Origin of the sequence: Actinoplanes sp. NPDC026619 (assembly GCF_040638295.1) — a bacterium.
GTDB lineage: Bacteria > Actinomycetota > Actinomycetes > Mycobacteriales > Micromonosporaceae > Actinoplanes.
In genome coordinates, this window is sequence record NZ_JBEZYA010000007.1 from 331,171 (window position 1) to 354,105 (window position 22,935).

At 68.3% G+C, this 22,935-nt stretch carries 22 protein-coding genes; 14 read left to right on the forward strand and 8 right to left on the reverse strand.

Annotation, left to right across the window (positions count from 1 at the left end; genetic code table 11):
* Positions 1 to 40: 40 nt before the first annotated feature.
* Both fliD and AB0E90_RS18505 read right to left on the reverse strand, forming a co-directional pair.
* Positions 41 to 1,465 (reverse strand): flagellar filament capping protein FliD, encoded by a 1,425-nt coding sequence (gene fliD / locus AB0E90_RS18500; protein WP_360406397.1) that lies wholly within the window; start codon positions 1,463 to 1,465, stop codon positions 41 to 43.
* Positions 1,466 to 1,582: 117 nt separating this feature from the next.
* Positions 1,583 to 2,890, reverse strand: a complete 1,308-nt coding sequence (locus AB0E90_RS18505) for a flagellin (protein WP_360406400.1) — start codon at positions 2,888 to 2,890, stop codon at positions 1,583 to 1,585.
* A gap of 274 nt (positions 2,891 to 3,164) precedes the next feature.
* Between AB0E90_RS18505 and AB0E90_RS18510 the strand changes: the two genes are divergently transcribed.
* The 8 genes from AB0E90_RS18510 (at position 3,165) to AB0E90_RS18545 (ending at position 10,271) form a co-directional block, all read left to right on the forward strand.
* The gene (locus AB0E90_RS18510; protein WP_360406403.1) at positions 3,165 to 3,650 is read left to right on the forward strand and encodes a flagellar protein FlgN; all 486 of its coding nucleotides are present in this window, start codon (positions 3,165 to 3,167) and stop codon (positions 3,648 to 3,650) included.
* Between the two features lies 1 nt (position 3,651).
* Complete coding sequence (gene flgK / locus AB0E90_RS18515) at positions 3,652 to 5,070, forward strand: flagellar hook-associated protein FlgK (protein WP_360406406.1); 1,419 nt, start codon at positions 3,652 to 3,654, stop codon at positions 5,068 to 5,070.
* Between the two features lie 18 nt (positions 5,071 to 5,088).
* Positions 5,089 to 6,000, forward strand: a complete 912-nt coding sequence (locus AB0E90_RS18520; RefSeq protein ID WP_360406409.1) for a flagellin — start codon at positions 5,089 to 5,091, stop codon at positions 5,998 to 6,000.
* Positions 6,001 to 6,041: 41 nt separating this feature from the next.
* Positions 6,042 to 6,440 (forward strand): flagellar assembly protein FliW, encoded by a 399-nt coding sequence (locus tag AB0E90_RS18525; RefSeq protein WP_360406412.1) that lies wholly within the window; start codon positions 6,042 to 6,044, stop codon positions 6,438 to 6,440.
* A gap of 121 nt (positions 6,441 to 6,561) precedes the next feature.
* Positions 6,562 to 6,804 (forward strand): carbon storage regulator CsrA, encoded by a 243-nt coding sequence (gene csrA, locus AB0E90_RS18530; RefSeq protein ID WP_203725277.1) that lies wholly within the window; start codon positions 6,562 to 6,564, stop codon positions 6,802 to 6,804.
* Between the two features lie 54 nt (positions 6,805 to 6,858).
* Positions 6,859 to 8,418 (forward strand): methyl-accepting chemotaxis protein, encoded by a 1,560-nt coding sequence (locus AB0E90_RS18535; protein ID WP_360406416.1) that lies wholly within the window; start codon positions 6,859 to 6,861, stop codon positions 8,416 to 8,418.
* A 207-nt stretch (positions 8,419 to 8,625) separates the two neighbouring features.
* On the forward strand, positions 8,626 to 9,348 hold the full coding sequence (locus tag AB0E90_RS18540; protein WP_360406419.1) for a hydrolase: 723 nt from the start codon (positions 8,626 to 8,628) through the stop codon (positions 9,346 to 9,348).
* Between the two features lie 80 nt (positions 9,349 to 9,428).
* Complete coding sequence (locus tag AB0E90_RS18545) at positions 9,429 to 10,271, forward strand: SRPBCC family protein (protein ID WP_360406422.1); 843 nt, start codon at positions 9,429 to 9,431, stop codon at positions 10,269 to 10,271.
* A gap of 58 nt (positions 10,272 to 10,329) precedes the next feature.
* Here AB0E90_RS18545 and AB0E90_RS18550 read toward each other — a convergent pair whose 3' ends face one another.
* Complete coding sequence (locus AB0E90_RS18550; RefSeq protein WP_360406425.1) at positions 10,330 to 12,069, reverse strand: PAS domain-containing sensor histidine kinase; 1,740 nt, start codon at positions 12,067 to 12,069, stop codon at positions 10,330 to 10,332.
* Between the two features lie 54 nt (positions 12,070 to 12,123).
* Positions 12,124 to 12,336 carry a hypothetical protein gene (locus AB0E90_RS18555; RefSeq protein ID WP_360406428.1) on the reverse strand — a complete coding sequence of 71 codons (213 nt, stop codon included), beginning with the start codon at positions 12,334 to 12,336 and terminating at the stop codon, positions 12,124 to 12,126.
* Between the two features lie 246 nt (positions 12,337 to 12,582).
* On the opposite strand from AB0E90_RS18555, the gene AB0E90_RS18560 reads away from it, so the two are divergent.
* The 3 genes from AB0E90_RS18560 (at position 12,583) to AB0E90_RS18570 (ending at position 16,027) form a co-directional block, all read left to right on the forward strand.
* Positions 12,583 to 13,800 (forward strand): S8 family peptidase, encoded by a 1,218-nt coding sequence (locus tag AB0E90_RS18560; RefSeq protein ID WP_360406431.1) that lies wholly within the window; start codon positions 12,583 to 12,585, stop codon positions 13,798 to 13,800.
* Between the two features lie 87 nt (positions 13,801 to 13,887).
* Positions 13,888 to 14,292, forward strand: coding sequence for a response regulator (locus AB0E90_RS18565; RefSeq protein ID WP_360406434.1), 405 nt, complete (start codon positions 13,888 to 13,890; stop codon positions 14,290 to 14,292).
* 172 nt (positions 14,293 to 14,464) lie between these two features.
* Positions 14,465 to 16,027 (forward strand): DNRLRE domain-containing protein, encoded by a 1,563-nt coding sequence (locus AB0E90_RS18570; protein WP_360406437.1) that lies wholly within the window; start codon positions 14,465 to 14,467, stop codon positions 16,025 to 16,027.
* Between the two features lie 3 nt (positions 16,028 to 16,030).
* Here the strand turns inward: AB0E90_RS18570 and AB0E90_RS18575 are convergent, their stop codons facing one another.
* A complete protein-coding gene (locus AB0E90_RS18575) occupies positions 16,031 to 16,837 on the reverse strand; it encodes a class I SAM-dependent methyltransferase (RefSeq protein WP_360406440.1) in 807 nt (268 codons plus the stop codon).
* On the reverse strand, positions 16,838 to 17,593 hold the full coding sequence (locus AB0E90_RS18580) for an SDR family NAD(P)-dependent oxidoreductase (protein ID WP_360406443.1): 756 nt from the start codon (positions 17,591 to 17,593) through the stop codon (positions 16,838 to 16,840). It lies immediately after the preceding gene.
* 113 nt (positions 17,594 to 17,706) lie between these two features.
* Here AB0E90_RS18580 and mshA point away from each other — a divergent pair, with 113 nt between their 5' ends.
* The gene (gene mshA / locus AB0E90_RS18585) at positions 17,707 to 18,978 is read left to right on the forward strand and encodes a D-inositol-3-phosphate glycosyltransferase (protein ID WP_360406603.1); all 1,272 of its coding nucleotides are present in this window, start codon (positions 17,707 to 17,709) and stop codon (positions 18,976 to 18,978) included.
* Positions 18,972 to 19,463: a YbjN domain-containing protein gene (locus AB0E90_RS18590; protein WP_360406446.1), complete on the forward strand. Its 492-nt coding sequence runs from the start codon at positions 18,972 to 18,974 to the stop codon at positions 19,461 to 19,463. Before mshA ends, AB0E90_RS18590 begins: the two co-directional genes overlap by 7 nt.
* A 397-nt stretch (positions 19,464 to 19,860) precedes the next feature.
* Here AB0E90_RS18590 and AB0E90_RS18595 read toward each other — a convergent pair whose 3' ends face one another.
* The gene (locus AB0E90_RS18595; RefSeq protein WP_360406449.1) at positions 19,861 to 21,144 is read right to left on the reverse strand and encodes an MFS transporter; all 1,284 of its coding nucleotides are present in this window, start codon (positions 21,142 to 21,144) and stop codon (positions 19,861 to 19,863) included.
* Positions 21,145 to 21,277: 133 nt separating this feature from the next.
* Between AB0E90_RS18595 and AB0E90_RS18600 the strand changes: the two genes are divergently transcribed.
* Positions 21,278 to 22,024, forward strand: a complete 747-nt coding sequence (locus AB0E90_RS18600; RefSeq protein WP_360406452.1) for a phosphoglyceromutase — start codon at positions 21,278 to 21,280, stop codon at positions 22,022 to 22,024.
* Between the two features lie 60 nt (positions 22,025 to 22,084).
* Here AB0E90_RS18600 and phoU read toward each other — a convergent pair whose 3' ends face one another.
* Entirely contained in the window at positions 22,085 to 22,738 is a 654-nt protein-coding gene (gene phoU, locus AB0E90_RS18605) for a phosphate signaling complex protein PhoU (protein ID WP_360406455.1), read from the reverse strand.
* Positions 22,739 to 22,935 lie beyond the last annotated feature (197 nt).

The following is a 22,935-nucleotide window of genomic DNA, read 5'->3' on the forward strand; positions in this document are numbered from 1 at the left end:
TCGGTCAAGGGTCCTGGTGGCTGGTCAGGGCGATTACGGGTCAGGACGCGCCGCCGAGCTGGCCGGAGAGCCAGCTGGACTGGTCCTTGAGCTTGCCGAGAGCGACCTCCAAAGCGGAGTACTGCTTCTGGAGCGCCTCCTGCTTGGCGGTGAGGCGGACGTCCCAGTTGCTGATCTGGGTGTTGAGGTCGGTGATGTCGTTGTTGCGGCCGTTCATGATCGCCGAGAGGTTCCTCGTCATCGTGGTGCCGAGGGTGGTGACCTGGTCGCCGAACTTCATGCCGGCCGCCTTGACCCGAGACGGGTCCTCGGCGTAGGAGCCGAGGAACGCGCCCCGGTTGAACTTCAGCTGACCGGTCGCGCCGTCCAGCTCGATGCCAAGTTCCTTGAGCGACTTGATGCTGGTCGAGTAGTCCGTGCCGGGGTTGGCGGCCGCCTCGTCGGTCCAGGACAGACCGGAGCTGACCAGGCTGAGCAGCTTCTGCGACATGTTGCGCACCGCGAAGTCGCCGGTGAGCGGCGAGCCGGTCTTGGTGGCCGGGTCGTACTTCGTCTGGGTGCCGATCTCGGTGAGCGCGGCGTTGGTCGCGTCCACGAATGCCGAGAACTTGTCGGCGATCGCGTCGACATCGCTGGTCGCATCGACCGTGACGCCGGTTTCCTCCTTGGAGACGACGACGGTCACGCCGCCCATCAGGTTGTTGAACGTGTTGGTGTCGCTGTGGACGGCGTACGAGGTGTTGTTGCCGCCCTTGAGCTGGAGAGTGGCGTCCTTCGGGGCGGTGGTGGCCGGCGAGTCGCCGTTCAGGCCGGTGCCGGTGAGACCGTCGATCTGGAAGCCGTTGGCCGCGCCCGATTTCATGCCGGTGATCTGGAGGACACCCACGCCGTCGTCGGTCTTCATGACGTACGCGGAGATGCCGAGGTTGGCGTCGTTGATCGCCTGCGCGATGCCGGCCGCCGACTGGTCCTTGCTGATATCGATGCTGGTCGCCGCGGCCGCACCCGCGGTGAACGTGCCGTTCGAGTCGTACGAGCCCTTGGTGATCGAGATCGAGGTCGCGTTGGTCAGCGGGTGCGGGTCGTCGACCTGGCCGTCGCCGTCGGCGTCCTCGAGGGCGGTCGACACCTGCATCGTGGTGGCCTGCTTGCTCGCCAGCGACGTCACGTCGAAGGTGAGGCTGCCGGTGGTCGCCTTCATGGTGCTCGACGTGGTGGCCGTGACCGTGGCGGAGCTCGACGCCGCCTTGATCGAACGCCAGGTGTCCAGCTGGCTCAGCCCGCCGCCGGCGCTCTTGACCGCAGCGATCTTCGTGTTGACCGACATGTACGAGGTCACCGCGGTCTGCGCGTCGGAGACCTTGGTCTTGAGACGGTTCTGCGGCTGCGCCTCGACCTTCAGGAGCTGGCTGATCAGCGACGAAGTGCTGAGGCCGCTGACGAGTCCGTCAACAGAGCTGGTCACAGTGGCCTGCCTTTCGGTGCGGAAAGCGAAGCGGGGGCAACCGGCACGTTCTGCCGGCTACCCCCACCTCTTCGGCCGTGCGCGTTCCGTTTTCAGTGCCAAACGGTCGCAGTTCGGTTAGCGCAGCAGCGACAGAACGTTCTGCGCGGACTGGTTCGCCTGCGACAGCATCGAGGTGCCGGCCTGGGTCAGGATCTGGTTCCGGGTGAAGGACACCATTTCCTGCGCCATGTCGGTGTCCCGGATCCGCGACTCCGACGCGGACAGGTTCTCCACCGCGACGTTGAGGTTGTTGATGGTGTGCTCGAAGCGGTTCTGGACCGCACCGAGCGACGCCCGCTGGCTGGACACGGTGCTGATCGCGGTGTCCAGGATCTTGATGGCGTCCGAGGGCTTGTTGACCAGGTCGATCATCTTGGTGCCCAGGGTGCCGGAGTCGGCCGCGCCGATTGAGATGTTGATGTTCTCGGCCGCGTTCGCACCGACCTGGAAGACACCGGTGTTGCCACCGCCGGTGGCCGCGACGTTGTTGCCGGTGCCCGACGAGATGTCGGCGGCGGCAAATCCGAGGCCGTCGGTGGTGTCGGTGAGTGCGGCATCGGAACCGTCGGTGATGCTGAACTCGCCGCTGCCGCCGAAGTTGTACGATGCGTTGCCGTACTTGTCGACGGTCGCCGACATGTTGACCTCGGTGCCCTGCAGGCCGGCGTCGCGCAGCGCAGTGCCGATGGCGTCATTGACCTTGGCGGCGATGTCGGCGGGCGTGGCGGTGGAGTCGATTGCGCCGACGGTGACGGTGATCGGCTTGTCGCCCTCCGCGAGACTGCGGCCGGCCGTGGTGCCATCAGCGATGTTGGCCTTGCCGCCGACCTCATTGAGGTTGAAGCTGAACCCGGCCGCGATCTTGGCCGGAACCGTCGGAGCGGACGCCGTCGGCGGAGTGTCGGCGCCCGTGGCGCTGTTTACCGTCGCCGCTTTGCCCTTGTAGGTCGTGCCGAACGAGCCGTCGAGCAGCTTCGACTTGCCGAAGGAGGTGGTGCTGCCGATCCGGTCCAGCTCGGAGTTGAGCTGCGTCATCTCCTTGTTGGCGGCCGACTTCGCCTCGGTGTCGTTGGCGCCGGCGTTGGCCGACTGGACCGACAGGTCACGCATGCGCTGCAGGATCGAGGTGACCTCGTTGAGCGAGCCCTCAGCGGTCTGCGCGACGCTGACGCCGTCCTGGGTGTTGCGCACCGCGACCTTGAGACCGCCGATCTGCGAGCGCAGGCCCTCGGAGATCGAGAGGCCGGCCGCGTCGTCCGCCGCCCGGTTGATGCGGAAACCACTGGACAGTTTCTCCAGCGACTTCGACATCTGGCTGTCGGTGACCGACAGGTTCCGGTAGGCGTTCTGCGCGGCGATGTTCTGATTGATGCGGAGACCCATTAGTGATTCCTCCTTGAGCGGGGTCTTTCCAGTCATCCGTGAGGCCGCAGGCGTTACGCCGGGTCCGATCGACGTGGCGTCGCGGTCATGAGCAGTCTCTGAGATTTCTTCGCCCTTCTCCGGCAAACGCGAAAAAACGTGAAATGGCCTGATCGGGGGAAATTCCTCAGCGGAGCGGCCCGCGTGCCGACCTGTCCGAATGAGGGCATATCGAGCGGGGTCTGCCCGCCCAGAAGCGGGGTCTGCCCGCCCAGAAGCGAGACGGAGGTCCAGGGTGAGTCTGACCGACCTGGCCAGCGTCCTGTGGCGATCACGTGAGCTGCTGGAGATGCTGCTGTTCAAGCTTGAGGAGGAGCAGTTGCTCCTCGCGTCCAACCGCTCCCGCTGGCTCAGCCACGCCACCAGGGAGGTGGAGGTGGTGCTGGACCAGATTCGGCAGACCGAGGTCATCCGGGCGGCCTACTCGCAGGACGTCGCGGTCGAGCTCGGGCTCAGCCCGGAGGCATCGCTGGGCGAGTTGGCCGACGCCGCCCCGCCGCCCTGGTCGGACCTCCTCCACCAGCATCGCAAGGCGTTCCTGATGCTGACCTCCGAGATCAGCGCTCTCGCCGATGTGAACCGTGACCTGCTCACGGCCGGCCAGCGCGCTGCACGCGAAACCATGCTCGCGTTCGCCGAAACTGTGGAAACGTACGGACCGCAAGGCCAGACCGTTTCCGGCGGCGTGCGCCGCTCCAGCCTGGTTGACGAGGCGATTTGATATGGCTAGCTCATTCGGCGGTATCAACACGGCGCTCAGTTCTCTCTACGCGCAGCGGCGCGGACTGGACATCGCCGGACAGAACATTGCGAACGCCAACACCGAGGGTTACACCCGGCAGCGCGTGCGGATGCAGTCGCAGGCCGGCGGCCTGAACCCGGGCATCTACTCCACCACCGAGGGGACCGGCAACGGCGTCGCGGTCGCCGGCATCGATCGCGGCCGCAACCAGTATCTGGAGGCCCGCGGCCGCACCGAGCACGCGAACTCGGCCTACCTGTCCAGCTCGAAGGCCGCTTACGACCAGATCGAGAGCGTGCTGGCCGAGCCGAGCGACACCGCTCTGCAGGCCCGCCTGCATGACATGTGGGACGGCTGGAACGACGTCGCGAACAACTGGCAGGACCCGTCCACGCGCAGCGCCCTCATCGAGCGCAGCAACACCGTGGCCACCACCCTGAACGACGCGCACACCTCTCTCTCCAACCAGTTCGATGCGCTGCACGGCGGGATGGACGCATACGTCGATCAGGTCAACACCCTCGCCGGCAACATCGCCGACATGAACAACCAAATCGTGATCGCGCAGAAGGCCGGTCTGCCCGCCAACGAGCTCCAGGATCAGCGCGACCTCAACGTCATGCAGCTGTCCGAGCTGGCCGGCGCGTCCGCGCAGATCAAGTCTGACGGTTCCGCCAACGTATATATCGGCGGAACCGCGCTGGTTGAAGGATTTCAGGCCCGCAAACTCGAACTCACCGGCCCGGTCACGCTGGACGCCGTCAACGACACCGATCAGGTGGCGCTGGAGTGGACCGACAGCCCCGGCCTGAAGGCGGCGGCCGGCGGCACGATGGGTTCGATGCTGGACACGATGAACAGCGTTCTGTACGGCGTCGCCAAGGACCTCGACACGGTGGCCGAGAGCGTCGCGACGACGGTCAACGACGCCGTGGCCGACGGCTACACGATCGACGGCACCAAGGGCGACACGACCCCGTTCTTCACGGGTACGACGGCGGCCACGCTCAAGGTGAACATCACCGACCCGAGCCAGGTGGCCTTCTCCTCCGGGAACCCGGCCGACCCGGACACGACGGTGGCGGCGATCGACCACGGCGTTGCCGACAATCTGTCCGATGTGGGTGCTTCCGGCACCGGCCCCGATGCCACCTATCAGGCCATAATCGGCCGGCTCGGCGTCTCGGCCCAGGCGACTCAGCGGCGCAGCGAGATCCAGGACGCGGTGACCGACCAGGTGGACACTTCGCGGCAGGGCGAGGCCGGGGTCAACCTCGACGAGGAGATGACCCATCTGCTCACCTACCAGCGCGGCTACGAGGCGGCGTCCCGGGTTCTCACGACGATCGACTCGATGCTCGACCAGCTCATCAACCGCACCGGCCTGGTCGGCCGGTAATAGCGGGAGGAATGACGTATGAGCATGCCCAGCAGGGTCACCGGAACCAGCATGACGACGAAAGCGCTGGGCGATCTCCAGCGCAGTCTCGCGCGCGGTCAGAAGCTGCAATCGCAGATATCCGGCGGCAAACAATTGACCCGGCCGTCGGATTCGCCGACCGGCACGGTCACCTCATTGCAATTGCGTGGCGAGGTGCGCGCGACCCAGCAGTACAGCCGGAATTCGAACGACGGACTGGGCTGGCTCGGCACCATCCAGGACACCCTCGGTGATGCCTCGAGCGAGATCATCCGGGTCCGTGACCTGACCGTGCAGGCCCTGAACACGGCCAACGACAGCGGTTCCCGCCAGGCGCTCGCCGACGAGATCGACAACATCCGGGACCAGCTGCTCGGCCAGGCCAACACCAAGTACATGGACCGGCCGGTCTTCGGCGGCACCACGCCGGGCGCCGCGGCGTACACGGTGGACCACGCGACCGGGACGGCCACGTTCGCCGGCAACACCAACCCGACGACTCGGACCGTCGGCCCGAACGCAAAAGTGCGTATCGAGTCCAGCGGCCCGGAGGCGTTCGGCCAGCCCGGTACGGACACCGAACTCTTTACGGTGCTCAAGAAGATTTCCGATGACATCAAGAGTGGCGACGCTACTTCGCTGAACAAAAGCCTAGAAAATCTGGATAGCGCCCACGATTTACTTAAATCCGCGCTTTCGGATGTTGGCGCCCGATATAATCGGATTGAACAGATGAAACAGTCGGCAGACGACCATCTGTTATCCGTGTCGTCGCAGCTTTCCGACATCGAAGATGTCGATCTGCCCAAGGCGATCATGGAACTGCAGATCCAGCAGACCTCGTACCAGGCCGCCCTGGCCGCCACGGCCAAGGTGATCCAGCCCTCGCTCATCGATTTCCTGAGGTGACCATGAGTACTCGCACCGCGTCCCGACCGATTGAGGCGTCCATGATCGACCCGTCGCTGGGTCTGCCGACCATTCGTATGGCGGTACCCATGCCCGGGTTCCCGGCACACCGCGACTTCGTTCTGGTTCGGCTCAACGAGGACGGACTGCTCTACGCGTTCACGTCCATCCAGGACCCGGACCTGCGCTTCCTGGTTGCGCCGCCGGAGCCGTTCTTCCCGGACTACGCCCCGGAGATCGCCGATGAGGTCTTCCAGGCGCTGAACACCAAGGACCCGGACCGGCTGCTCCTGATGGCGGTCATCACGGCCGGCACCGACGAGACCACGGCCAACCTGATGGCGCCGATCGTGGTCGACCGCGACAACATGCGGGCCATGCAGGTCGTGCTCAGCGGGTCTGGCTACCCCGTCCGCGCGATCATGCACCGGGCCTACTGACGTCCCGGCGCCGGCGCGACCGCCCGGTCCGCGGTCGCGCCTCTCACGATGGTGCCCATTCACGGACGAGGCTGACGAAACATAATGCGGTCCGTCCACGGATGGAGGGAGGCACCGGACGATGCTGGTGCTGACACGGCGCGCCGGAGAGAGCGTGATGATCGGGAACGACGTGATCATCACGGTGCTCGAGGCGCGCGGGGACGTCATCCGGCTGGGCATTCAAGCCCCGCGCGACGTCCAGGTCCATCGTGAGGAAGTGTTCCGGGAGTTGCAGGCGGCCAATCGCGAGGCGGCCTCGCCCACCGACGATGCGGTTCGGGCGATCACGAAGATGCTGCAGTCGCCGGAGGAATCCGGTTGATCGGGTACGCCCCGGCGCATCGCGCCGGGGCGCACCCCGTTCCAGGAGGATCCGATGGGGCGACTCGCCAATCTCGGTATTGCGCGGCGACTCACGCTGATCGTGGCTATCGGGGCGATCGTGCTTGCCGCCCTCGGGATCATCACGGTGGTCAGCCAGAACAAAATCACCGCGCAGGGGAGAATGCTGGTCGGACTCCAGGCCGGCGCCTCGGCGCTCAACCACCTGGACACCCGGCAGAGCGAGCTGAAGGTAGACGCCTACCGCGCCGCGCTCGGCCAGGACGTCACCCAGGACGTCAGCGACGACGTGGCCTCCTCCACCGAAGCGGCGGACGCGGCCGAGGCCGCCGGCATGCCGGCCGCCCTGACCGAGAAGTTCGCCGGCTATCGGGCCGACTTCACCTCGTTCAGCGAGTTCATCACCCAGTTCGCCGCCGACGCCAAGAAGAACGTGAAGTCGGTGCAGTCGCGGCTCGACGAGATCTCCGAGCGCAACCATGTCACCGACGACGAGCTGGGCGGTCTGGTCGACGAGGTGAGCGCCCTGGTCGTCCAGGAACGTGCCGACCTGAACAAGATCTCGAACACGACCCAGGTCACGGTGATCGTGGTAGCGGCGATCGGCCTGGTCCTGATGATCGCGCTGGCCGTGCCGATGGCCCGCTCGATCCTGATCCCGGTCCGCCGGCTCGGCTCCGTCATCGATCAGGTGGCCGCCGGTGACCTCACCGTGCGCAGCGGCATCACCAGCCGCGACGACCTGGGCCGCATGGCGATCGGGTTGGACGGCGCCCTCGACTCGATCCACCACTCGCTGGAGACCATCGGCAAGGACGCGGACCAGTTGGCCAGCGCCGCCGGCGAGCTCTCCGCGGTGGCCGCGCAGATCGCCGAAGCGGCCGGCGACACCGACCGGCAGACCTCGGCGGCATCGGCCGAGGCCGAGGAGATCTCGCGCAACGTCCAGTCGGTCGCGGCCGGTTCCGAGGAGATGGGCCTCTCGATCCGGGAGATCTCCCGCAACACCAGCGAGGCCGCCCAGATCGCGGCGATCGCGGTGTCCGAGGCGGCCCGGGCCACCGAGACGATCCGTCAGCTCGGCGCCTCCTCCGAGGAGATCGGCAACGTGATCAAGCTGATCACCTCGATCGCCGAGCAGACCAACCTGCTCGCGCTGAACGCCACCATCGAGGCGGCCCGCGCCGGCGAGGCGGGCAAGGGCTTCGCGGTGGTCGCCTCCGAGGTCAAGGACCTCGCCCAGGAGACCGCCAAGGCGACCGAGGACATCGGCGCCCGGGTCAACGCGATCCAGCAGGACACCGGCGGCGCGGTCGAGGTCATCTCCCGCATCTCCGAGGTCATCGCCCAGATCAACGACTTCCAGACGACCATCGCCAGCGCCGTCGAGGAGCAGACCGCGACGACCGGCGAGATGAGCCGCAGCATCGCCGAGGTGGCCAGCGGCTCGTCCCGGATCGCGCACAACATCTCCGACGTCGCGGCGGCCAGCGCGAGCGCCGTGCAGGGTGTCGAGCAGACCCGCGAGGCCTCCACCGAGGTCGCCCGCACCGCCGATGAACTGCGCGGACTCGTCGGGGCCTTCCGCCTCTGAAACGCAAAGGGCCGTCCGCCTCTGAAACGCAAAGGGCCGTCCGCCTCTGAAACGCAAAGGGCCGTCCGCCTCTGAAACGCAAGGGGGCGTCCGCCTCTGAAACGCAAAGGCGGAAGGTAACCGGACTGCACCATCCGCGGACCGGGCCTGTCACCACCGCTCCCGCACTCTGTACCAGGACGGAAGATCTCGAGCCTGGGAGAAATAGTGGGCGCAGAAGCAGTGATCGACGCGCTGGACCTCACGGTGGACGCACACGTGCACACCGGGTTCGCGGCCGGTCGCGACAGCGTCGGCGTGGTCGTCTCGGCCGCCGACCGGGCCGGGCTCACCGCGCTCACCTTCGCCGACCAGGCCGGCCCGGAAACCACCTGGCTGCCGGCGTACGCCGACGCGGTGCGCCGGGCGCAGTCGCGCACCGAGATGACCCTCCGGGTGGCCGCCGAGGTCGAGGTCGTGCAGCCGGACGGCTGGCTGTCGCTGCCCGCCGACCTCGGTCACCTCGAGGCCCTCTCGGTCGCCGTCTCCCGCCTGCCGATGATGGATGGCGGACTGCTCGGCCCGCGCGAGGTGCGCGTGCTGCTGTCCACCGGCGAACTGACCGCCGAGCAGGTCGCCGAGGGCCTGATCACCGCCACCGTGCGTGGTCTCGAGCGCGCCTCCCGCTATGCCCCCACCCAGCTGGCCCGCCCGCTCAGCCTGTTCGCCCAGGTCGGCCTGGACGACGCCGCGATCACCCCGGACATGGTGGACGCGCTCGCCGGCGCCTGCCGGGAGAGCGGCACGATCGTCGAGGTCAGCGAGGCGTGGCGGTGCCCGTCGGCGCGGATCGTGGCGCACCTGCGCGCGGCCCGGGTGACGCTGGTTCCCGCGAGTGACGCCCGGTACGCGGCCGAGGTCGGCCACTGGCAGTACCTGCGCCGGGTCTGACCGAAAACGAACACGATCAGTAGCCGTCTCCGTACGCTCGATCATGCTGGTTGAAGCATCCGAGGCATGGGAGAGATGCGATGAGTGTGGTTCAGCAGGCCATCGAGGTGAGTGCACCGCTGCATACGGTGTACGAGCAACTTGCCGCGTTCGAGAACTACCCGCGATTCATGAGCGGCGTCCACGAGGTCACCCCGATCGGCCTCGACCAGACACACTGGATCATGGAGGTCGACGGGAAGCGGCGCGAGTTCGACGCGCGGATCATCGAGCGTTCCATGGACGAGCGGGTCTCCTGGGCGACCACAGAGGGGCCGCTGCTCGCCGAGACGCTCACGCTGCGCCCGCTGGGCGAGATGAAGACACAGGTCGTCGCGCAGCTCGAGGCGGACATCGCGTTCCTCATGCCGAGTGATCGGCATGGCCAGGCCTCGCTGACCAGGCGGCTCAAAGAAGACCTGACCACGTTCAAGGGCCTGGTGGAGAGCGGCGTGCTGGGCGGCCGGCCGAAGCCGCTGAGCGGGACCCGCCCGTCGCCGAAGCGGCCGCTGCCGGGGGCCAGCACCAAGATGCTGTCGGCGAACGCGAGCCCGGCCGCGGTGGCGGCCCGAATCCGCGACAACCGCAACGTGCACCCGGGCGCCGGGTGGGGAACGAGCGCGGCGGAGCAGAGCAACGCCGCCCGGACCAGCCTGCCGCGCCACAATCTCGGCACCAATGTGGACATCACTACCGCGCCCGGCATCACCAGCGAGCACGACCTCGACGACGTGCTGGCCCCGGGCCGCCGGATCGCCAAGGGCGGCTCGATCAGCGGTGGCGCGGCCGGCACCGCGCCGATGGGTGGTCGCACCACCCACAAGGACACCTGGGGGGACGGCATGATCAACGAAGAGGATCGAGGCTCGGCCCACGACATGTGATCGAGCCACGGTGAAAAGGGGGCCCTCCGCGCGGAGGGCCCCCTTTCCGATAAACGAATCAGATCGGCGCCGACTCCAGCGTCACGATGAAACGCGCGCCGCGGGGCTCGACCGGCTCGTACCGGATAGTTCCGCCGTTCGCTTCGACCAGGTGCCGGACGATGAACAGCCCGAGCCCGGCGCCGCGCATGAACCGCCCGAAAACGGTCGGCACCAACTCCGGCGGGATGCCCGGTCCGCTGTCCTGCACGACGAGTTCCACCTGATCGCCGCGGCGCGACCCGATCAACCGCACCGGCGGATTCCCGTACGCCAAGGCGTTCTTGATCAGATTTTGGACCACCACGGTCAGATGCCCCCGGTCGGCCAGCGCGGCCAGGTCGTCGTCGATCTCGACCTCGATGCCCGGGCCGGCGGCCGCCTGCACCACCTCGGCGAGCGGCACCGGCGCCTGCCGTGCGGTGACCGATCCGGTGTCCAGCCGGAACAGCAGCTGCAGGTCGTTCATCATCTTGATCAGCCGCTGGGTGTTCTTGTCGATCTTCGTGGCCAGCTCGAGCCGGATGTCGTCGGGCAGGTCGGCCCAGTCGGCCCGGAGCAGTTCGGCCAGGCTGGCGATCGAGCTGATCGGCTGCGCGACGTCGTGGGTGAGCATCGACGTCAGGTCGTTCTTGAAGGTAAGGGCGGTCTCCAGCCGGCTGTTGGCCTCGCGCAGCTCGGTGTTCTGCTCGCCGAGCGACTCCTCCGCCTTCTTCCGGTCGGCGATGTCGACGTAGGTCGCCACGTACGCGCGGGGCGCCCCGTCGGCGTCCGGGATCGTCGCGATGGTGGCCAGCACCGGCACCTCGCTGCCGTCGACCCGGGGCATCAGCCAGTCGCCGCCGCCGGCCGGCGGCACCGGCGGCGGGTCCAACCGGATCGGCTCGTCCGGCCCGTGCCCGGTGAGCTCCCGCCAGCGCCGGTTGACGTCGATCACCTGATAGTTGGCGTCGAGCACCATGACGGCTTCGTTCATCGACTGCAGCAGGGTCGCCGCGAACTCCTGCCGGTCGTTCAGCTCACGGTCGGCGTTGTCGAGGGTCCGCACGAGGTATCCGGCGAGGCCGAGCAGCGCGAGGGCGGCGAGGATCGCCCCGGTGCTGATCGCGGCGGCCGGCCGGCCTACACCGGTGCGGGCGGCGAGGGCGCTGACCAGGGCGGCAACGGCCGGCACGGCGATCAGCGCGGGAAGCATCCGGCGAACGGACGGGTGCGCGGCCGGCATTGGCCCGGCCTCCGGCCCGCTCTCCGGCCGGGCGAGCACCGCACCCAGGGCGATGGCGAGAAGTGCGCCGGCCATCGGCGGCGGCATCAGGGCGCCGGGATGCGGACCCTCGATCATCCTCGGCACCAGGGCGGCCAGCGCGATGATGGCCGCGCCGGCGACCAGGGGGTCGGCGACCCGGAGGCGGACGTGTCCCGGCGAGCGGGCGAGGCGGACGTCGAGGCAGGCCAGGCCGAGCCCGGCGAGCAGGGCGGCGGCGCCGGCCGCCGGATGCCGGTGCAGCGACAGCGCGCCGAGCACGGCGGCCACGACGGCCAGCAGGAGGGCGGCGGCCCGCACGACCCGCCCGGCCGGCAGCACCTGCAGAAGCAGGGCGATGCCGGCCGGAACGAGAGCGGCCGCCGGATCGAGATCCGGCGGCCCGCTTCGAGCTGTGGTGAGCATGGTCGCGACGCCGGTGACGGCGCCCGCAAACCCGGCGCAACCGGCGATCAGCCGGGAGAGCCTGCCCACGTCATTAGCTGCGATTTGCACATAAGCCCCTCAGATACGAGGAAATGAGCATAACGCGGCTTTTGTATTAGGAGATTACTTACCTGCCCACTCAAAACCATCTTCGAGCTGAATGCGCTCGCCGACCCGAATGATGTCGTCCCGGTGCCGGTTCGCGTGGTGCCCGCAGAAGGCAAGCTCGCCGCCGCTGGTGAGGGTGACCACCAGCCGCGCGGCCGCGCTGCAGCGGTCACAGCGGTCGGTCATCGAGGGAACAGTGGTGGTCTCGGGCGACAGCAGGCTGGTCATATCGCTCTCCTTGCTCGGTGGCGGTGTGCAGCGGTACAGCGGGTAGATCGGCCCTCCACTACACAGCCTTAGCTCTTTCCCTCGGCACTTCAAGGGCGTCCGCGCTGGGCGGAATCGGTGCTCCGGAAAGACACCCGACCGGGTCCCCGGGACCCCGGGGACGCCTCTCAGCATTTCCCCTCAGCAGCCTTCGGCATGCCTGTCTCCCCCAACGAGTGGACCGAAGCCAACCCGAGAGGAAACAGCTTGCGTATCGACACCGGCCGTCTCACCACCCGCTTTGCCCTGCTCATGGGGGCCCTGGTCGCCTCACTCGGCCCCACCGCCGCGGCATTTGCGCAGCCAGTGACCTCGGTCACTCCGGTCGGCCCGATCCTCGCCGCCGGCTCCGCCGACGCCATCGGCAACAGCTACCTCGTCATGCTCAAGGCCGGCGCCGGTCCGGCTGCACTGATGCAGCGGTACGGCGGACGGGTGGCCGACAACTACCCGGCCGTCCACGGTTTCCACGCCCGGATGACCGCCGCCCAGGCCGCCCGGCTCGCCGCCGACCCGTCCGTGCGATACGTCGAGCAGGACGCGACGGTCGCCCCGGCCGCCTCCCGCGTCACGTGGGGCCTCGACCGGCTCGACCAGCAAACACTGCCCCTGTCGAAGTCGTTCGCGGCGCCCTCGGCCGCCAATGTCACCGCGTACGTGCTGGACGGCGGTGTCCGGGTGACGCACAAGGAGTTCGGTGGCCGGGCCGTCAACGGCTGGGACTTCGTCGACGACGACGCCGTGGCCCAGGACTGCAGCGGCCACGGCACCCACGTGGCCGGCACGATCGGCGGCGCCACTTACGGCGTGGCCAAGGACGTCAAGCTGGTCGCCGTCCGGGTGCTCGGTTGCAAGGGCAGCGGGTCGTATTCGGACATCATCGCCGGGGTCAACTGGGTCACCGAGCACGCGCAGAAACCGGCGGTGGCGAACATGAGTCTCGGTGGCACCACCAGTAAGGCACTCGACGACGCGGTCACCCGCTCGATGGCCAGTGGTGTCGTCTACGCGGTGGCGGCCGGCAACGACCACCGGGACGCGTGCAAGCAGTCGCCGGCCCATGCCCCGGCCGTGATCACGGTGGGCGCTACCGATGAGAAGGACACCCGTGCGTCCTTCTCGAACTACGGGTCCTGTCTCGACATCTTCGCGCCCGGCGCCCGAATCGTGTCGGCTTCCAACGGCTCGAACACCGCGACCAAGACGATGAGTGGCACCTCGATGGCGAGCCCGCACGTGGCCGGCGCGGCCGCGCTGGTGCTCGGCGCGCACCCGGACTGGACCGCCGCTCAGGTCCGCGACGACCTGGTCGGACACGCCTCGACCGGCCTGGTGCGCAACCCCGGCGCGGGCTCGCCCGACAAGCTGCTGTTCACCGGTTACCTCAACACCGTGTCGGCGGCTTCGGCGACCAAGAAGCGCTGATCAGCGGGATGTCGCAAAGTCCAGGTGGTGCAACCGGGCGCCGATAGCGTGAGTTTCGCCAACTCGACCGCGAAACCTGGAGGACCCATGTCGCAGGCGCCCGACGCGGAGAACCGGCCCACCGTCCTCGTCGTCGACGACGAGGAGGACCTACGCGACATCATGCGGCGGATGCTCGAGCGCCGCGGTTTCTCGACCCTGATCGCCGGCGACCCGCAGCAGGCGATCACCGTCTGCCAGGAACACCCCGGTGAGATCGACATCCTGGTCACCGACCTGGGCCTGCCCGGCGTCTCCGGCGGCGAGCTGTCCCGCTCCGCCACCGAGCTGCGGCCGAGCATGCGGGTCGTCTACATTTCCGGACTGCCCAAGGAGATCGCTGTCGCGGACGGGCTGATCGAGCCGGACGCGTTGCTGGTCAAGAAGCCGTTCAGCACCGAGTTGCTGATCGAGGCGCTGCGTTCGGTCCTCAGCGAGGGCGCCGCGCCGTAACCACCCGCTCCACGAGAACGCCGCCGTCATCTTGACGGCGGCGTTTTTCGTCGTCCGCCGATCCATTGTGTCCGCTCCTGTGCTGCACCCGCTCTTACACCAATCGGGACCCGACTCCCGCCGACGGTGAGGTCAAGCAATGACCGAACCAAGTCAGCGAGGGAGACATCAGGTGAAGCGCAAGCAGGCGGTAATCGGCGCAGCGGCGATCGGAGCGGCGGTGAGCGCCGGGTTCCTGCCCTCCGGGCAGGCCGGCGCCGCGGTCACGACACCAGCGATTCGGACCGCATTCGCGAGCGACGACGCGTACGTCTCCAGCACCCGCACCACCACCAACTTCGGCGAGGCGGACAAGCTCGTCATCGGCGGCGCCGACGGCGAGACCCGCACGACGTTCGTGAAGTTCTCGACCGGCGGCTTCCCGACCGGCGCTACCCTCAGCAACGCCCGGCTGATCCTGCCGTACGACGGCAAGCCGGACGAGTCCCGGGTCAGCGTCTACCCGGTGACCGGCGACTGGAGCGAGAACGCGATCACCTCCGCCAACCAGCCGCAGGTCGGCTCGGCCGCGATCGCCTCGGCGGCGCCGCGAGCCACCGACGCGTCGGTGACCATCGACCTGAGCGGGGTGGTGACCAAGGCCGGCACCTACTCGTTCGCCGTGCGTTCGGCATCGACCACGGCGATCACCCGGTTCCGGTCCGCCGAGTCCGGCGCCGACGGCGGCCCGCGCCTGGTCGTGAACTACACGCCGGTGAGCGCCGCGCCGACAGCCGCGCCGGTCCCGGAGTCCTGCGTCACCGACAACCTGCTCGTGCCGAACTGCGGCGTCCTCTGGGGAGCGGCGGCCGGCGGCTTCACCGACACCCCGCGCGACACCGCGCTCAAGAACTGGGAGACCCTGACCGGCCGCACCTCGACGATCTACCACACGTACCACAAGGGCGACGAGAAGTTCCCGACCAAGGCCGAGATCGCGATGACCCGGGACGCCGCGCACCCACGCGTCCTGCTGCTCAACTGGAAGGTCGCCTACGGCAGCACCTGGGCCAAGGTCGCGGCCGGCCAGCAGGACGCGCGCATCGACGCGTGGGCCAACTACGTCAAGGCCAACTACAGCACCCAGAAGTTCTTCCTGGCCCTGCACCACGAGCCGGAGAACGACGTGCAGACCGGCGCGAGCTCGGGGATGACCGCGAAGGATTTCGCGGCCATGTACCGGCACGTCATCGAGCGACTGCGCGCCGACAAGGTGACCAACGTGGTCAACGTGGTGGCCTACATGGGCAACGAGAAGTGGATGGCCCAGTCCTGGTGGAAGGACCTCTACCCGGGTGACGACGTCGTCGACTGGATCGGTCTCGACTCCTACGTCAGCGTCGAGAAGGGCTACTACCACTTCGGCGACTTCGGCAGCCTGCTCGACCGGAAGCCGACCGGCGGCGGCCTCGGGTTCTACGACTGGTCGGCCACCAACCACCCGAAGAAGCCGATCATGGTGGCCGAGTGGGGCATGTACCACCGGGTCGCCAACCCGACGAGCAAGGCGGCCGCGTTCAACACCGTCGTCCCGCAGCTGCTCAAGCACTCGAAGATCAAGGCGGTCGTGTACTTCGACACCGCCCAGGACAACGAGGGTGACCGCAACATTGCGGTGGACTCGACCGCCGACAGCCTCACCGCGTTCCGTAAGGTGGCCGCCGAGCCGCTGTTCAACGTCGAGCTGAAGAACTGATCTTTACTCACCCCCTGGGGTCGGGCCGGTCCGCTGCGGAGGACCGGCCCGACCTACTTCCGGCCACGGAATCGTGAATTCACCCAACTTCCAACGACGAGGCCCATCGAGTACGGGGTGACCTTCGTCCCGCATCCGCCGGCAGGTCGCCAACCAGCGCTGACGGGGCCCGAACGGGGTCGCCTCGGTCTCCCAGGCGCGACCGAGCGCGCGAAGCAACTCGTGGATCGGCTCACCCGCGACGTTGCGGTGGATCAGCGCCTTGGGCAGCCGCTCGGCGAACGTCGCCGGATGGTCCAGATCGGACAATCGGGCGGACAGCGTGAGAGTCAGCGGTCTGCCTTCGGAAACCACCGCCCAGGTCGCGATCCGGCCCAGCTCGTCGCAGGTGCCCTCGACGAGCAGCGCGCCGGTCGCGGTCATCTGCCGCCAAGCCGCGTACACCTCGTGCTCGGCGTACTGCCGCAGCACGTTGAAGGCGCGCACCACGACCGGTCGCAGGCCGGCCAGCTCGAAACCGCCGCGGCGAAACTCGAGACCGGGCGGATCCGCGTACGGCCGGGCCGCTTCCACGCGTACCGGATCGATCTCCAGACCGACCACCGCGACGTCCGCCCGGACCGCCGCCGCCAGGCGGGCGTGCAACTCCACCGCGGTGACCGGCGTCGCGCCGTACCCGAGGTCGATGACCAGCGGCTCGGCCGCCGCGGCCAGAAGATCGCCGCAGCGGTACGCGATGAAGTTGTCCACCCGGCGCAGCCGGTTGGGGTTGGTCGTCCCCCGGGTGATCGCGCCGACCGGCCGGCTCACCTACTTCTCCCGGTGCACCTTGTGCTGGGCGGCCTGGGCGACCGGGCGCACCACGAGCTTGTCGATGTCGACGTGGTGCGGCCGGGTGGCCATGAACGCGATGCAGTCGGCGATATCGTCCGCGGTCAGCGGTTCCTTGACGCCCTCGTAGATCGAGTCGGCCTTGGCCTGGTCGCCGTCGAACCGGTTGAGCGAGAATTCGTCGGTGCGCACCATGCCCGGGTCGATCTCCATGACCCGGATGTTCCGGTCGACCACCTCGAGCCGCAGCGTGCCGACCAGCGCCGTCTGGGCGTGCTTGGCCGCCGTGTATCCGCCGCCACCCTCGTAGACCGTGAACGCCGCGGTCGAGCCGACCGCGATGATCGTCCCCTGGCCGCTCGCATCGAGGGCGGGCAGCAGCGCCTGGGTCACCCGGAGCGTGCCGAGGACGTTGACGTCGTACATCCATTGCCAATCGGCGATCGCGCCGGTCGACACCGGATCGAGCCCTTTCGCCCCGCCCGCGTTGTTGACCAGCAGGGTGAGCGTGCCGCCCAGCCCGGACACGACGGTGGCGAGGTTCGCCACCGAGGCGTCGTCGGTGATGTCGCACTCGACCGCGGTAGCCGCCGGCCCGATCTCCTTGACCAGCTGCTCCAGCCGGTCGGCGCGGCGGGCCGCCGCCACCACGTGGTAGCCCTCCCGGGCCAGCCGGCGGGCCGTGGCCGCGCCGATCCCGCTCGACGCGCCCGTGACCACTGCGATGTTCTGCATGTCCTTATCTTTCCTCCTCCCCGATGACTTCAGTCACCCACGGGTGCCTGCATGGTGGTTGCATGCGCAAGGACAGGGAAGATTGACAAAGACGTAACAAGCTTCGGGAGGAAATTGTGGTTGAGTGGCCGACTCCACGGCGAATCGCCACCCTTTCTGTGCATACGTCTCCGTTGGAGCAACCCGGCACCGGTGACGCCGGCGGCATGAACGTTTACATCGTCGAGGTCTCCAAGCGGCTCGCCCGCCTGGGCGTCGAGGTGGAGATCTTCACCCGGGCCACCCGCAGCGATCTGCCCCCGCTGGTCGAGATGGCCCCCGGCGTCACGGTGCGGCACGTCACCGCCGGTCCGTTCGAGGGCCTCGCCAAGGAGGACCTGCCGTCCCAGCTGTGCGCGTTCGCCAACGGCGTGCTGCGCGCCGAGGCGGCGCACCCGCCGGGCCGCTACGACCTGATCCACTCGCACTACTGGCTCTCCGGCCAGGTCGGCTGGCTGGCCCGGGAGCGCTGGGGCGTGCCGCACGTGCACACCGCGCACACCCTGGCCAAGGTGAAGAACCGGTGGCTCGCGGCCGGCGACCGCCCGGAGCCGAAGGCCCGGCTGATCGGCGAGGAGCAGGTCGTCGCCGAGTCCGACCGGCTCGTCGCGAACACCCGCTTCGAGGCCCAGGACCTGATCTCCTGCTACGACGCCTCGCCGGACCGTACGTTCGTCGTCCAGCCCGGGGTCGACCTGGACCGGTTCCGTCCCGGCCCACCTGATCGTTCTCGTCTCGGCCTTCCAGCTTCCGGGCAGATTGTCGCTTTCGTGGGCCGCATTCAACCGCTCAAAGCGCCCAATGTGCTCATTTCAGCGCTGCCGTTCCTGAAAGACCCCTCGGTGACCGTGGTCATCTGCGGCGGCCCGAGCGGGAGCGGCCTCGACCGCCCGACGGCGCTGATCGAGCTGGCCGCGTCACTCGGGGTCAGCGACCGCGTGCTGTTCCTGCCCCCGCAGACCGGCGACAACCTGGCCGCGCTCTACCGCTGCGCCGACCTGGTCGCGGTGCCGTCGTACAACGAGTCGTTCGGGCTGGTCGCGCTCGAGGCCCAGGCGTGCGGCACCCCGGTGGTGGCGGCCGCGGTCGGCGGGCTGGTCACCGCGGTTCGCGACGGGGTCAGCGGCATGCTGGTCGACGGGCACGACCCGCGCGACTGGGCGCACGCGCTGGATTCCCTGCTCGCCGCCCCGCGGCATCGGGCGGCGCTGTCCGAGGGCGCGGTGGCGCACGCGTCCGGCTTCTCCTGGGACCGGACAGCCGAGGGCCTGCTCCGGGTCTACCGTGAGGCCGTGGTCGAGCATCGCGCGATGATCGCCGCCCGGCTGGAGGCGTACGCATGGTGAGTTCGCTGGTCGAAAAAGTGCTGACCGACCACGAGCTGGAGTGGGAGACCACCGGCCCGGGCGCCTACGTCGTCACCCTGCCCGGCACCCACAAACTCAAGACCGCCTGCAATCTGATCGTCGGCGAGCACGCGCTGCGCATCGAGGCATTCGTGATGCGCCAGCCCGACGAGCGCCGCGAGGAGTTGTGGGCGTGGCTGTTGCAGCGCAATGCCCGGATGTACGGCGTATCGTTTTCGATCGATGCCGTCGGCGATGTCTACCTGACCGGCCGGGTCTCCTTGAAATCCGTGGACGAGGATGAGTTGGACCGTCTGCTGGGCTCCGTTCTCACCTACGCCGACGAGTCCTTCGACACGATGCTGGAGATCGGCTTCGGCACGTCGATCCGCCGCGAGTGGGAGTGGCGGGTAAAACGCGGCGAGTCGCTGGCCAATCTCCAGGCGTTCAAGCATTTGGCCCCGGACGTGCCCGAAATTGGGTGATTACTGCCCGGCTGTCCCCGCTGTCACCCGATTCAATAGATGTGAAATGACTGTGAACTAATAGCCGCCGTGGGGGCTTCGCACCGCCAGAAGATTGACCGGGCGCTCCGCCGATCGGTCATTTATTGGTGACTGTGACGGTGCAGACAGATGGCAGACAGCCAAGTGGCTTGTGGGGCTTGACCGCCGCAACTAGCGTAATCAATGGACGCCTGACCGTTAGTTCGGGGAACTGGTTGATCAGCAATGATCGCCGCGGTCGGCGTTTGGGGACGGGTGGCATATGCCGTTGGGGGACGGCGCGACCCGAGACCGGCGGTTAGTGCGGGCGACGCCTATGGGGATGGGCGTCGTCCGCCGCCGCCGGTGCTTTGTTTCCGGCCCGTTTCGGCCGCGTTTAATTGACTCGGCTGTCTGCGATCGGCTCAGCCACCATGGGCGGGAGCGCGGTCGGCGCGGCCGATGTGGCAATGATGGGCGCCGCGGCCGCCAACTGGGTGATCCGCCGCTCGCGCCGCGGCCCGGTGATCAGGTGCCCGAGCGCCACCAGCGCGCTGAGCCCGAAACAGCCGATCCACAGCGCGGTGTCGCCCAGATGCTGCTGGGTGAAGCCGCCGGCAATCGGCGCGAGGGCCGCCCCGGCCGACCAGCTGAGCGAGTTCAAGCCCTGGTAGCGACCGCGCAGCGCGGCCGGTGACAGCCCTGCCACGGTCGCCGCGTTGGACGGCGACTGCAGCATCTCGCCGAGCGTGAAGATCACCACGGCCAGCGCGAAGAACCGGGCCGCATTCGCGAACGCGACCAGCCCGAACCCGGCCCCGATGATCAGCGCGGCGAGGGCCAGGACCCGGGAGCGGTCACGGCCCTCGATCAGCCGGGGGACGAACAGTTGCCCGAGCACGATCAGGACCCCGTTGATCGCGATCACCCAGCCGTACGTCGCCGCCGACAGGCCGTCCGCGGCCATCGCGATCGGCAGCGTCGACAAGTGCTGCATGATCACCACGATCGAGCCGAGGCTGATCACCAGGTAGAGCAGGTAGGTGCGGTCGCGCAGGGCCGCGCCCAGGCCGCCGCCGGCCGACCGGTGCACCCGGTGGGCGGGGCGGGTCTCGGCCAGCAGGATCAGGCTGAGCACCGCGGTGATCAGGGTGGTGCCCGCGTCGACCACGAACAGCAGCAGGTAATCAGCCCGGGCGGCGAAACCGGCGCCGACCGCGGAGAGCGCGAAGCCCAGGTTGATCGCCCAGTAGTTCAGCGAGTACGCCCGGACCCGGTCCTCTTCCGGCACGACGTCGACCATCATGGCCGCGAACGCCGGCCGCACCGCCTCGGTGAACACACCAAGCAGAAACGTCACGGCGAGGATCTGCCAGTAGCCGTACGCGAAACCGAGCGTGAGCATCAACGCCGCCGCACCGAACTGGGCGGTGAGCATGGTGGGCCGGCGGCCCCAGCGATCGGCCAGCACGCCGCCGATCGTGGTGCCGACCGCGCCACCGACCCCGTAGAGACCGATGACCAGGCCGGCCTGGCTCTGGCTGAAGTGCCGCTGGCCGGTCAGATAGATCGCCAGGAAGATGACGACGAACGCGCCCAGCCGGTTGATCAGCGTCCCGGTCCAGAGGAACCAGAATTGCCGGGGCAATCCACCCGTGGCATGCCGAAACCAACCGCGCACGTCGCCTCCTGTAAGTGCCGCCCACTCGACCAACACTTACAACCTAGGTGTCCGCGCAATGGGGTTTCTACGTGGCGCCGGACACTGCCGGGTCGGCGTCCGAGCGGATCTTCGCTGGAGGAGGATGGAGGTCATGACAGGGACATTGGTGCTGCTGCGACACGGCAACAGCGAGTGGAACGCCAAGAACCTCTTCACCGGCTGGGTCGACGTGGACCTGGATGCCAAGGGCGAGGACGAGGCCCGCCGCGGCGGCGAACAGCTGAAGGAATACGGCGTCCTGCCCGACGTCGTGCACACCAGCGTGCTGCGCCGCGCGATCCGGACCAGCGAGATCGCCCTGCACATCGCCGACCGTCACTGGATCCCGGTGAAGCGCTCCTGGCGGCTGAACGAGCGTCACTACGGCGCGCTGCAGGGCAAGGACAAGAAGCAGACCCTCGAGGCGTACGGCGAGGAGCAGTTCATGCTCTGGCGCCGGTCGTACGACGTGCCGCCGCCGCCGATCGAGGCCGACTCGGAGTTCGCCCAGTTCGGCGACCCGCGTTATGCGGGCCTGCCGCCCGAGCTGATGCCGAAGGCGGAGTGCCTCAAGGACGTGCTGCTCCGCGCCCTTCCGTACTTTTACGACGAGATCGTCCCCGACCTGGCGGCCGGCAAGACGGTACTGGTCGCGGCGCACGGCAACTCGCTGCGCGCGATCGTCAAGCACCTGGACGGCGTCTCCGACGAGGCGATCGCGAAGCTGAACATCCCGACCGGCTTCCCGCTGCGCTACGACCTGGACGAGAACTTCCGTCCGACCAATCCGGGCGGCACCTACCTCGACCCGCAGGCGGCCAAGGACGCCGCGGCCGCGGTCGCCAACCAGGGCCGCTAGCTCTTATGGAAAAGGCCGGGACGCCCCCGTGGCGTCCCGGCCTTTTCGTACGGCCGAGCGTCAGCTCTGGCCGTCCACCGGCTGACCGGTGACCAGGAAGACCAGCTGCTCGCCGACGTTCACGGCGTGGTCGGCGTACCGCTCGTAGAAGCGGCCGAGCAGCGCGCCGTCGATCGCGGTCTCCGCGCCGTACGGCCAATCGTCGTTGAGCAGGACCTTGAACAGCTCCCGCTCGAGGTCGTCCATCGCGTCGTCGGCCGTCTCCAGCGCGGCGGCCGCCTCGGCCTCCGGCTTGCCCAGCAGGTCGGCGATCTTCTCCGCCATCTGGTCGGCCACCTCGGCCATGCCCTTGAACACCGGGCGCAGCTCGGCGGGCACGGCCGGCGACGGGTGCCGCCGCTTGGCCGTCTTGGCCACGTGCTCGGCCAGGTCGCCCATCCGCTCGAGGTCGGCGGAGATATGCAGAGCCGTGATCACCATGCGCAGGTCGGACGCGACCGGCGCCTGCCGTGCGATGGTGTCCGCGACCTTCGACTCGACCAGTGCGTAGATCTTGTCGATCTCGACGTCCCGTTCGATGACCGACTCGGCGGCCTTGAGGTCGGCGGTGAGCAGAGCGGCGGTCGCCTTGCGCAGGGCAGCCCGCACGGCCTCCGCCATGGTCACCAGCAGGCGGCTGACCTCGTTGAGATCTGCCTGGAACTCCTCGCGCATGTCCTCGTCCCGGGGGTAGGGGTCATGCCGTTTGGGCTGGGCATGACCTTGATGGTGCCCACGCTAGGTCGGTGGGACGGCCTGAACGTGAACACCGGTGAACGACGCCGGGCGCAGTGGTGAACATTATTCGACGCGCGCCCGTTATGTCCGATTGAACGTAGGGCCTAGGTAAACAATGACCCTACGATCGCTGC

What these genes read in the sequence shown, in the direction of transcription:
- AB0E90_RS18535 (WP_360406416.1), top strand. Translation starts at nt 6,859, where the DNA reads ATGGGGCGACTCGCCAATCTCGGTATTGCGCGGCGACTCACGCTGATC.
- AB0E90_RS18545 (WP_360406422.1), top strand. Translation starts at nt 9,429, where the DNA reads ATGAGTGTGGTTCAGCAGGCCATCGAGGTGAGTGCACCGCTGCATACG.
- AB0E90_RS18525 (WP_360406412.1), top strand. Translation starts at nt 6,042, where the DNA reads ATGATCGACCCGTCGCTGGGTCTGCCGACCATTCGTATGGCGGTACCC.
- AB0E90_RS18590 (WP_360406446.1), top strand. Translation starts at nt 18,972, where the DNA reads ATGGTGAGTTCGCTGGTCGAAAAAGTGCTGACCGACCACGAGCTGGAG.
- AB0E90_RS18565 (WP_360406434.1), top strand. Translation starts at nt 13,888, where the DNA reads ATGTCGCAGGCGCCCGACGCGGAGAACCGGCCCACCGTCCTCGTCGTC.
- phoU (WP_360406455.1), bottom strand. Translation starts at nt 22,738, where the DNA reads ATGCGCGAGGAGTTCCAGGCAGATCTCAACGAGGTCAGCCGCCTGCTG.
- AB0E90_RS18600 (WP_360406452.1), top strand. Translation starts at nt 21,278, where the DNA reads ATGACAGGGACATTGGTGCTGCTGCGACACGGCAACAGCGAGTGGAAC.
- csrA (WP_203725277.1), top strand. Translation starts at nt 6,562, where the DNA reads ATGCTGGTGCTGACACGGCGCGCCGGAGAGAGCGTGATGATCGGGAAC.
- AB0E90_RS18580 (WP_360406443.1), bottom strand. Translation starts at nt 17,593, where the DNA reads ATGCAGAACATCGCAGTGGTCACGGGCGCGTCGAGCGGGATCGGCGCG.
- AB0E90_RS18505 (WP_360406400.1), bottom strand. Translation starts at nt 2,890, where the DNA reads ATGGGTCTCCGCATCAATCAGAACATCGCCGCGCAGAACGCCTACCGG.
- AB0E90_RS18520 (WP_360406409.1), top strand. Translation starts at nt 5,089, where the DNA reads ATGAGCATGCCCAGCAGGGTCACCGGAACCAGCATGACGACGAAAGCG.
- AB0E90_RS18555 (WP_360406428.1), bottom strand. Translation starts at nt 12,336, where the DNA reads ATGACCAGCCTGCTGTCGCCCGAGACCACCACTGTTCCCTCGATGACC.
- flgK (WP_360406406.1), top strand. Translation starts at nt 3,652, where the DNA reads ATGGCTAGCTCATTCGGCGGTATCAACACGGCGCTCAGTTCTCTCTAC.